This is a genomic window from Nocardia sp. NPDC052001 (genome assembly GCF_040680615.1).
Lineage (GTDB): Bacteria > Actinomycetota > Actinomycetes > Mycobacteriales > Mycobacteriaceae > Nocardia.
The window spans coordinates 39,750-48,221 of record NZ_JBFAXC010000023.1; the positions used below are offsets into that span (position 1 = coordinate 39,750).

Sequence of the window (8,472 nt, forward strand, 5' to 3'; positions counted from 1 at the left end):
ACCTTGAGCATGCGGGCGCGCGCGACTGTACCTTGAGCATGCGGGCGCGCGCGACCGAATATGACACGGAACACGTTAGGTACATATGTACCCTGAACGGGTCTCGGGAGACGCCCGAACGGCCGCGATGGAGGTATCAGTGAGCGAGCCCGCCCAGGTGCAACCGAAACCGTTGCGCCGCCGCCGATTCGACCCGAACCGCCGCGAGCGCATCGCGCGCGCCGCGATCGAGGTCATCGGCGAGCGCGGTGTGGAGGGTCTGACCCACCGCGCGGTCGCCGAGGCCGCCGACGTCCCGATCGCCGGCACCACGTACCACTACCGGGACAAAGAGGATCTCCTGGCCGCGGCCCTCGAACTCTGCGTCACCGACTACGCGGCGATCATGGCCGCCATCCCCGGAGCGGACCCCACCCTGACGATCGAGGGGATCATCGACCAGACCGCGCGCGCCCTGATCGACTGCTTCACCACCGAGCGCACCCTCACCACCGTGCAACTCGAGCTGTACATCGCCGCCATCCGCCGCCCCGCGCTGCGCCCGATCGCCGACCGCTTCACCGAGGCCACCCGCACCATGTACACCCACTACACCGATCCCGAGACCGCCACCTTGCTCACCGACACCGCACAGGGAATAACCTTGCGCGGCATAGCAACCGATACCCCGCCGACCGCTGCCGACATCCGCGCACTGCTCACCCGCTGCCTTCCAGCACATCGATAGCGGGCGCGGCGAGTCGACGGTCCACGCCGGGGGCATCGACCCGATCGCACCCGGTGCCCTGATCGGGGTCGCCGGGTTCGGCTGTCTCGAGGGCTGATCGAGATATCGGCCGCCGCCGTGACCACCTGGACGAGGGCTCCGGGCCGTCGACCGGTGACGAGGTCCTGCCCGCGGTCACCGGTCGACTGCGATCTCCGGACCAAGGCTGTTCGGGCGCGGCTAGCCGATCGGGCCCGACTCGGTCGTGCCTTGGCGGTAGCGGGTCATCGTCAATTGCTGTGCGCGGTCGTTGTATTCGGGGATCGGCAGCGGGAACCAGTAGCTGCCGTCGAGCCAGAGCTGGCCCATCAACGGGATGGGTTGTCCGGAGAGGTCGACGCCGTGTCCGTGCGGCGGGCGGTCGAAGGCGCCGACCTCGCTGCCGTCGATGAAGAACTCGACCGCCTCGGTGCCCAGGCGCACGGAGTAGCTGTGGTCGCGCGACAGTAGTCGCGGGTCGAGCAGTGTGATGCGCGGGACGAGTTCGCAATCGCATCGCCGCCCAAGCCCATGCCAGCAAGGACCGCCTCTACGCGTATTTCGCCGGCAAGGACGAGCTGTACGCGGCCGTGACCGCGCAGTGGGCCAACGACACCACCGCCGAAACCGCCCTGGACGCGGCGGACCTGCCGTCCTATGTCGGGCGGCTCTTCGACCACTACCTGCGCAATCCCGATAACGCGCGCTTGCAGGCCTGGGCCGAAATCGAGGTCACCCGCATCCCCGCCGCCGACGAGGCCATCCGCAACGCCGTGGCCCCCAAGATCGCCGAGATCCGGCGCGGTCAGCAGGACGGGCTCATCACCGACCTGTTCCAGCCCTACACCCTGCTGACCCTGCTCACCGATCTGGCTCGCACCGCGGCGGTCCACGCCCTGCACAACGACCGCGCCGACGCCCAGGAGCGGCGCGCGGCCACCATGCTGGCGGCCCGCCGACTCACCGCACCGGACCAGCGTGGGGATCGCGCACACCCTGGCGGGCGATGAGGTCGGGACCGATTCAGCTCGCCGAGCAGATCGCGGTGTCGAAGGCTTTCATCACCGCGTCGTGACCGCGGTCGTCGCCGGGGTCCGCGTTGACGACGACGGTCACCGCACGACCGTCCGCGGTCACGCCGTTGCGGGTGTGGAAACCGGAGATGCTGCCGCCGTGGCCCCAGACCTGCTTGCCGCAGGACACCGGGATGTGGATCAGCCCGAGCCCGTAGCCCGCGCCCGGTAACCGGTCGAATGGCCGGGGATCGCGTGTCATCTCGTCCAATTCCGTTGGCGAGAGCAGCTTTCCGGCCAGCAGAGCGATGAAGAACCGATTGAGTTCCGCGCCGGTGGACACCATCGCGCCCGCCGCGCCGGCCCAGGATGGGTCGAAATCGGTGTAGTCGACGCGATGCCCGGCGATGTACGCGTAGCCCGAGGGGTGCGGATCGCGCAGACCGGTGTCGCCGGGCTCGGGGTAGTAGGTCGCGCGCAGCCCGAGCGGCGTGATGATGCGGCGCGTGATCTCGGTGGCGACCGGGCGACCCGTGAGGTGCTCGATGAGCAGCCCGATCAGCAGATAGTTGGTGTTGCTGTACTCGGCCCGCGTGCCGGGATCGAAACGCGGTGGCAGTGCCATGGTCCGGTGCACCAGATCGGCGGCGTCGACTCGCTGCCAACGCAATGCGGCCAGTTCGTCCTGCGGCGTCTGCGACAGCAATTGCTCGATATCGGGCAGACCGCTGGTGTGCTGCAACAGGTTTCGCACTGTGATCCGCGTGCCGTCATTGCCGGCGCCGCGCACCACGCCGGGGAGATAGCGCTCCACGGGCGCGTCCAGGGCCACCGCGTTCTCGGCGACCATTTGCAGCAGTACGGTCGCCACGAACGTCTTGGTGTTGCTACCGATCCTGATCCGGCCCTTGCCCGGAAAGCGGGCGCCGGTGCCGAGGTCCCCCACTCCCGATGTCGCTGTCCAATCCCAGCCCTGCTTGGTGATCACGACCTGCACTCCGGGCAGTCCCGCCTGCACCACCTCGTCCAATGCCCGCACGATCGCGGCCGATTGCGCGGCGCTCTGCAGCTCGGCCGTCGAGTCGGGGTTGCACGAGGAGGTGCTCGCGCAGACCACACCCATGCTCACCCCGATCATCACCGTTCGCTCGGCCGCATGCCGAAACACGCTCATCTTCACGGGATCCCTTCCTCGAGGCCCATCGGCTCTAATGGATAGTTCAACTATCCATTGATGGATAGCTACACTATCCACATCGTTGGGGGGCAGACAAGTGGAGGTGCGAAAATCGAACCCGACCGCATGCGGATCGCCGAGCTGAGCAAACGCAGCGGCGTCCCGGTGCCCACGATCAAGTACTACTTGCGCGAGGGACTGCTCCCCTCCGGCGCGCTTACCCGGCCCAACCAGGCCACCTACGGTCCGGACCATCTGCGCCGACTGCGCATGATCCGGGCGCTGATCGAGGTGGGCGGGGTCTCGGTGACCGCGATTGGCAATGTGCTCGCCGCGATCGACGGTCCCGAACTGCCGACGTTCGAACTGATGGGCGCGGTCGCCGGCAGCCTCGACAAACCGCAGACGCAGTCCGAGGACGACGAATGGGCCAGTGCGCGCGCCGAAGTGGACGCGGCGTTGCGCCGACGCGGCTGGGAGGTCGACTACCGCACCTCCGCGATGGACACGTTGATCGCCGTCGTGGTCCGGATGACGCAATTGGGATATGGCACATGGGCATCCGAGGCGCTGGACACTTACCTGGACGCGGCCGAGGCCGTCGCCGAACTCGACGTGGAGCATGCGCTGCGCGCATCGGGACGAGCCGAGATGGTCGACGGAGTCGCGGTGATGACGGTACTGGGTGAAGCCGCGCTCAGCGCCGCGCGCCGTATCGCGCACATCCATGTCTCGGCCGACCGACTGGACTACAGGGCGAACGAGATCGCCCACCCCGCACCGCCGGATTTGCTGGGCAGGGAGCAGGATCCGGGCGGTGCGTCGCGCCCCGGACGGTAGCGATCGACGCCGCGCGGCACGAATCCGGTACAAGCCAACCGCAAGGTTTCGTTAACGCCCTCACGGCAACGTTGTTCTCACACAACGAGGGGAGAACACCTTGAAGGCATTCCCGAGCACAGTGGTAGTCGGGGGAATCATCGCGGCGGCATGCATCGCACTGGCCGGACCCGCATCGGCGAACGCCACACCGATCGCGCACACCTGGTGCCCGCACAGCGAATTGATGCATAAGACCCGGGATGTGAACACCGGCAAACCGGTCATCTGCGTCAACACCGGGGCCAGCGGATACATGTGGGTCCCCGACGCCACCCGCTGATTCCAGCCGAGTAGCGGTTCGAGGAATCAATCTGTTCTGCCACAACAGATTCCGGGGGAATCACACATCGGGAAACAGGCTCACCTGAGGCAGATCTGCCAGTACGTGAGCTGCTTCGTCGCCGGTAGCGCATCGGACCACCAGTCCTTCATAGCGGTCTTGGAGCTTCATCGCGATGGCTGGTTTGAACAACACGTCGATGGTGGTGTCATAGTCGCGACGCAGCCAGTCTTGTCCTTGCCTACTGCGGAACAGCAACTGCCCGTGGCTGATCGTGTACGCCCACATAGCGAAGCAACGCTCGCTGCGATAGAGCTCAGCGCCAGGCGTGAACCGGTCGGCGGTGTTCAGCCAGGCTGTCGTGGTCATGGTCGTAATCCTCGCGGCCGCAGCTCATGGTGGTCAATGCCGCGCGACCACTCGATTGTCCTGGCCGAAACGTAGGTTCACGCTCTCGCCGGTAGGGTCCGACGGGTGGACGTTTACCTGCTGCGACACATCCACCATGCACAACCACCGGACGGCTCACCGATACGGCACATCGACGATGACGGAGACCTCATCTGGGACGAAAAAGAGGACGAAATCAAACTTTTGGGTGTCTACTCGAGTGAGCAGCGTGCGCAAGAACGAATCCTGCAGGCGCGGACCCTACCCGGCTTCGAGGACGAACCCGACTGTTTTCACATCGACAGGACTCGTGTGGATCGCGACCATTGGACCTCGGGGTACTTCACCTACCACTACTAGCAGTCGATGCCGCCTGTGGAACCTCGAACCAGGACTGCCCCTTCATCTTTCGCGACACAGTGCTGACCGGTTCGATCAGCACGCCATGCGGCACGGATGAACAGTTCGAGAACCACCGTAGCGAAACTTCTCGCCAGGGCAGCTCAATTCAATTGCGACGGCAGTCAACTCCTGTCAGTATCGGTTCCCATGATCGAAAGAATCGAGTTCATCCCCGCGCGATGAGCGCGTCCACGGGCTCGGGCCAGCCCGGCTCCCCGACCACTTTCTACCAACACGCACTCACCCTCGCCCACCGGTACCCGGACGTTCCACTGCCCCGCGACGGCGAACCGTACCCCGATGCCAACCGCCGCAGCGGTCGCGTGTGGAGTGCGGACAGGTCCGACGACCAGGGCACGCGCACGAGTCGACTCATCGACGAATTCTTCAGCACGCCAACCGAACACCGTGACATAGCCCGGCTGTATCGCGAGGTGATCGACTACGACATAGGCATCGCGTTGTGGCCATCGATCGTCGCGGCGGTTCACCGCGCGGACTCCAGCCAGGCCCGCGAGCTCGGCCGACATCTCACCCTCACCAGTACCGACCAGAACCCGACCGTTCTGGGTATGGCGTTGCTCGCGGTCGTCGGTACCGAGGACGACATAGCGTTGATCCAGACAATCGGATTGCTCTCTGACACCTTCGGATTACTGGCCTCACAGGCACTTGCCCGGTTGCCGGACGCCACGAACAACCTCATCTGGCTCGCCGACCGCACCGCGGGCTGGGGCCGGGTGTACCTGGTGTACGCCCTCTGCGAGCTGGCTGATCCCGCGGCCGATCCGTGGCTATTGCGCAAGGCCTGCGACGGAGACCACTTGAACGGTGAATTCGCCTACAAAGTCGCGTGCGCCGCGCCGGTCCACGACGCGATAACCGCACCCGATGCCGACGAGGCTCTCATCGACCACACCGGCGACCTGCTGTCCACCCTGGCCTGGTGCGGCGGCATGGGCTGGACCCTGCGTGAGTACGAGCACTCCGAACACACTCTCGCGCACTATCTTTCACACATCAGCGCGCTTGCCCCGAACCAGGGTCGCTATCAATCGGTGTGGTCCCTCGCGTGCTTTCTGGACGGTCGCCGCAACCTCGCTCCGCCGGACTGGGCAACCCTGGGACTACTGCGCACTGGCTACTGGTCACTGCTGGCCACACCCGCATGGCATTCGGTGCTTATCGCCGCATCGGAGGACGAACGAACTCGCGAATGGGCGACCCGCACCCTCGACGAGCTACGCCAGCACGCCGGCGGTGGGCAATGACGATTGGCACGTCGAGTATTCGAGATTTCACAGCCACCGGGTGGATCGCCTACTTCACCGGAACACCGACGCTGATCGCGCGCCAACGCCCCGTGGACGGATGGGACCCAACAACAGGCACCGCTCTGATCGCCAACGTCGAGCAAGGGGTTCGACGTCGAGTCTCGGACTATCCCGACTTCTCCCATCCCGGCGGTGACGCATTCCAGCGCACGCTCTTCGACACCCTCTCCGTAGGAAGCGCTGCCAGACAACCAGATTGGGGGCGACCAAGGCTCGGGTCGCGGCTAGTTGCGGATATTGGGCGGCGTGAGTGTCGGACTGCGGGTCAGCATCCGGCCGTGGGTAGAGATCGGAATGAAGCAGACCTGATCGCGGATCGCTTTGAGCGCATCTACATCGAGTCGGACCGCTACGACGGACCGCGTGCCGGGGTCGCTGATGTCGACGGTCGACCGCACTACTTCGAGTGTCGATACTTCGACTATGCCGATGCGGCCGACGCGTACTACGTCTGGCCCGCGGACGAGCAAGCGGTGGCCTGGGAACTCGAGCGGTGGGCGATCTACGTTCGCTGGAATCACCGCTATCTGGCGGGCGAGGTTGGAGTGGACAGCCAACTGTCACCCACGCGTTTCCTGGCGATCCCGTTCGGATCAAGGGCAGCTGATCGTGGGGACCATTTTCACGTCAATGAACTGATCGGGGCTTGGAAAGCATGACCGGCAATACCTTTCAAGGGCGACAGATAGAGATCATCGATTTCAGCGATATCAGCGTCGATCAGCGAGTCTTCGAGTTCACCGACCCGGCCCTACCCGGACGTGGCTCACACTTCGCCATTGCAGTCCCGGACCCGGACGAGGGGAACGGGTCATGGACCGATGCGGTGGTGCGCCTCGACGTCAACGAGGTTCCCGTTGACCTGCTGCTGTGGGCGATCGCAAAGGCCAAGGAGATTTCCCGGTTGTAAGGGCTCTCAGAGGTCCCGGTGATCTCGCGGCCCGCGGCATACTGCCTTGGTTATGGACCTATCAGGGAGCACTAGAAAACGGCAGTCGACGACGCTCGGTCAGTACCAGATCGATACTGCCGGTTGACTTTCCGACGTATCCCCCTGACCGTTGCGAACAGCGCGGTGTACGGTGCGGGCTCAGGCGGTCGTTTCCGGGAGTCGGGTCAGCGGAGGTTCTCGGCTGTTGCCTCAATCGCAGGCCCGCACCCGTGCGGCAGATGCGCGGCGATCAACGCCACTGCTTCTGAGACCGTCACACCGACCCCGATCATCCTCGGCCCGGCCACCATTTTGGGTGTGCGTATGACGTCGAAGCCCCCGCCGTAATCGGAGACGACGCACGGGATATCGAAGGAAAACGGGTAGCGAGTACATCTGCTCAGGTGCAGGGTCGCGACACTGGTGAATGGAAAAAGCACTCGTAGCCGTGGGTGGGCGTAGACGGCCTCGATCAGATCGTGGTCCAGGAAGCGACGGTAGTAGGTCTGTTCGGTTCGGAGAAGATTCCATTGAGCCGCAACCGAATCGCCGCCACCAGAGGGCTCGATAGATGAGTGTGCGCTGTCCGAATCCACGACGGTGATTGTGCCTCTTCCGTCGTGCGCGGGACGGGCAGCGGTGCCAGCCAGCCGGATTGGATGGCTGACCAACCGGCGGCTGGCGGCACGAGCTAGTGTTCAGCTGGCGGTTTCGTGTTCCGCGAGGTAGCGATCGAGCAGCTCGAACAGCACATCGATGAGGTGAGTTTCCTGCTCGGGAGTGAGATCGGTGACGAAGTCCCACTCGGGCAACGCGATTTGCTTGATCAAGCCGGGCCAGGCGAAGTTACTCTGGCGGTGAAGATGATTGGCCAGGAGCCAGTCACGGAACCCTTCCAGTCCTGGACCGCCCGAGCGGCGCGTGGCGTAGTCGTAGCCGTCGAGAAAACACGTCACTCCACGAAAACTGGTGAAGCCTATGAACATTCCTGGGCGTGCGACGAACTGGCGCAGTTACTCACGCTCGGTCAGGTTGTTCGGGTCGACCGGCTTGATCCCTCGTGCTCGCTCAGCGAATTGAGGATCGTCCAGGCCCCTGCTCTTCTCCATCACGCGAGTCCACCATGGCGACCGGAACCACGCGAGACGGCATACTCGCGGGGTGAGCAACAGTGGGGATCCGTTCAACGCGGCACACGAGGTCGTGTCGACCCTTCGTGCGTAGGGGCTGCTGCAGGAGTAGGTGACAACCGAGATAGCTTGCCGAGCGGCAGGCTTGAGAGGATGTCACAGTGCCCAAGCCGTATCCGAAAGAGTTC

13 protein-coding genes are annotated in these 8,472 nt (G+C 64.7%); 8 read left to right on the forward strand and 5 right to left on the reverse strand.

What is annotated here, in order from left to right; all coding sequences use genetic code 11:
- Positions 1–139 precede the first annotated feature (139 nt).
- A complete protein-coding gene (locus AB0L82_RS42805; RefSeq protein WP_364651108.1) occupies positions 140–727 on the forward strand; it encodes a TetR family transcriptional regulator in 588 nt (195 codons plus the stop codon).
- A gap of 219 nt (positions 728–946) precedes the next feature.
- Here AB0L82_RS42805 and AB0L82_RS42810 read toward each other — a convergent pair whose 3' ends face one another.
- Entirely contained in the window at positions 947–1,189 is a 243-nt protein-coding gene (locus AB0L82_RS42810; RefSeq protein ID WP_364651111.1) for a hypothetical protein, read from the reverse strand.
- Between the two features lie 146 nt (positions 1,190–1,335).
- Here AB0L82_RS42810 and AB0L82_RS42815 point away from each other — a divergent pair, with 146 nt between their 5' ends.
- The gene (locus AB0L82_RS42815; RefSeq protein ID WP_364651114.1) at positions 1,336–1,755 is read left to right on the forward strand and encodes a hypothetical protein; all 420 of its coding nucleotides are present in this window, start codon (positions 1,336–1,338) and stop codon (positions 1,753–1,755) included.
- A 13-nt stretch (positions 1,756–1,768) separates the two neighbouring features.
- Here the strand turns inward: AB0L82_RS42815 and AB0L82_RS42820 are convergent, their stop codons facing one another.
- Positions 1,769–2,932: a serine hydrolase domain-containing protein gene (locus AB0L82_RS42820; RefSeq protein ID WP_364651117.1), complete on the reverse strand. Its 1,164-nt coding sequence runs from the start codon at positions 2,930–2,932 to the stop codon at positions 1,769–1,771.
- Between the two features lie 60 nt (positions 2,933–2,992).
- Between AB0L82_RS42820 and AB0L82_RS42825 the strand changes: the two genes are divergently transcribed.
- Positions 2,993–3,775 (forward strand): MerR family transcriptional regulator, encoded by a 783-nt coding sequence (locus tag AB0L82_RS42825; RefSeq protein WP_364651120.1) that lies wholly within the window; start codon positions 2,993–2,995, stop codon positions 3,773–3,775.
- Between the two features lie 100 nt (positions 3,776–3,875).
- Complete coding sequence (locus AB0L82_RS42830) at positions 3,876–4,097, forward strand: hypothetical protein (RefSeq protein ID WP_364651123.1); 222 nt, start codon at positions 3,876–3,878, stop codon at positions 4,095–4,097.
- A 60-nt stretch (positions 4,098–4,157) separates the two neighbouring features.
- Here AB0L82_RS42830 and AB0L82_RS42835 read toward each other — a convergent pair whose 3' ends face one another.
- Positions 4,158–4,466 (reverse strand): hypothetical protein, encoded by a 309-nt coding sequence (locus tag AB0L82_RS42835; protein ID WP_364651126.1) that lies wholly within the window; start codon positions 4,464–4,466, stop codon positions 4,158–4,160.
- Between the two features lie 105 nt (positions 4,467–4,571).
- On the opposite strand from AB0L82_RS42835, the gene AB0L82_RS42840 reads away from it, so the two are divergent.
- From AB0L82_RS42840 to AB0L82_RS42855, 4 genes are all read left to right on the forward strand, one after another.
- Positions 4,572–4,847 (forward strand): hypothetical protein, encoded by a 276-nt coding sequence (locus tag AB0L82_RS42840; protein ID WP_364651129.1) that lies wholly within the window; start codon positions 4,572–4,574, stop codon positions 4,845–4,847.
- Between the two features lie 221 nt (positions 4,848–5,068).
- The gene (locus tag AB0L82_RS42845) at positions 5,069–6,160 is read left to right on the forward strand and encodes a hypothetical protein (RefSeq protein WP_364651132.1); all 1,092 of its coding nucleotides are present in this window, start codon (positions 5,069–5,071) and stop codon (positions 6,158–6,160) included.
- Positions 6,157–6,882, forward strand: a complete 726-nt coding sequence (locus AB0L82_RS42850; RefSeq protein ID WP_364651135.1) for a hypothetical protein — start codon at positions 6,157–6,159, stop codon at positions 6,880–6,882. Before AB0L82_RS42845 ends, AB0L82_RS42850 begins: the two co-directional genes overlap by 4 nt.
- Positions 6,879–7,133: a hypothetical protein gene (locus AB0L82_RS42855; RefSeq protein WP_364651138.1), complete on the forward strand. Its 255-nt coding sequence runs from the start codon at positions 6,879–6,881 to the stop codon at positions 7,131–7,133. Before AB0L82_RS42850 ends, AB0L82_RS42855 begins: the two co-directional genes overlap by 4 nt.
- Positions 7,134–7,339: 206 nt before the next feature.
- Here the strand turns inward: AB0L82_RS42855 and AB0L82_RS42860 are convergent, their stop codons facing one another.
- Positions 7,340–7,750, reverse strand: coding sequence for a DUF6193 family natural product biosynthesis protein (locus tag AB0L82_RS42860; protein ID WP_364651141.1), 411 nt, complete (start codon positions 7,748–7,750; stop codon positions 7,340–7,342).
- A 102-nt stretch (positions 7,751–7,852) separates the two neighbouring features.
- A complete protein-coding gene (locus tag AB0L82_RS42865; RefSeq protein ID WP_364651144.1) occupies positions 7,853–8,110 on the reverse strand; it encodes a hypothetical protein in 258 nt (85 codons plus the stop codon).
- Between the last annotated feature and the right edge of the window lie 362 nt (positions 8,111–8,472).

Coding starts and splice junctions, on each gene's coding strand:
- AB0L82_RS42820 (WP_364651117.1), bottom strand. CDS start 2,932: ATGAGCGTGTTTCGGCATGCGGCCGAGCGAACGGTGATGATCGGGGTG.
- AB0L82_RS42825 (WP_364651120.1), top strand. CDS start 2,993: ATGGATAGCTACACTATCCACATCGTTGGGGGGCAGACAAGTGGAGGT.
- AB0L82_RS42835 (WP_364651126.1), bottom strand. CDS start 4,466: ATGACCACGACAGCCTGGCTGAACACCGCCGACCGGTTCACGCCTGGC.
- AB0L82_RS42845 (WP_364651132.1), top strand. CDS start 5,069: ATGAGCGCGTCCACGGGCTCGGGCCAGCCCGGCTCCCCGACCACTTTC.
- AB0L82_RS42850 (WP_364651135.1), top strand. CDS start 6,157: ATGACGATTGGCACGTCGAGTATTCGAGATTTCACAGCCACCGGGTGG.
- AB0L82_RS42855 (WP_364651138.1), top strand. CDS start 6,879: ATGACCGGCAATACCTTTCAAGGGCGACAGATAGAGATCATCGATTTC.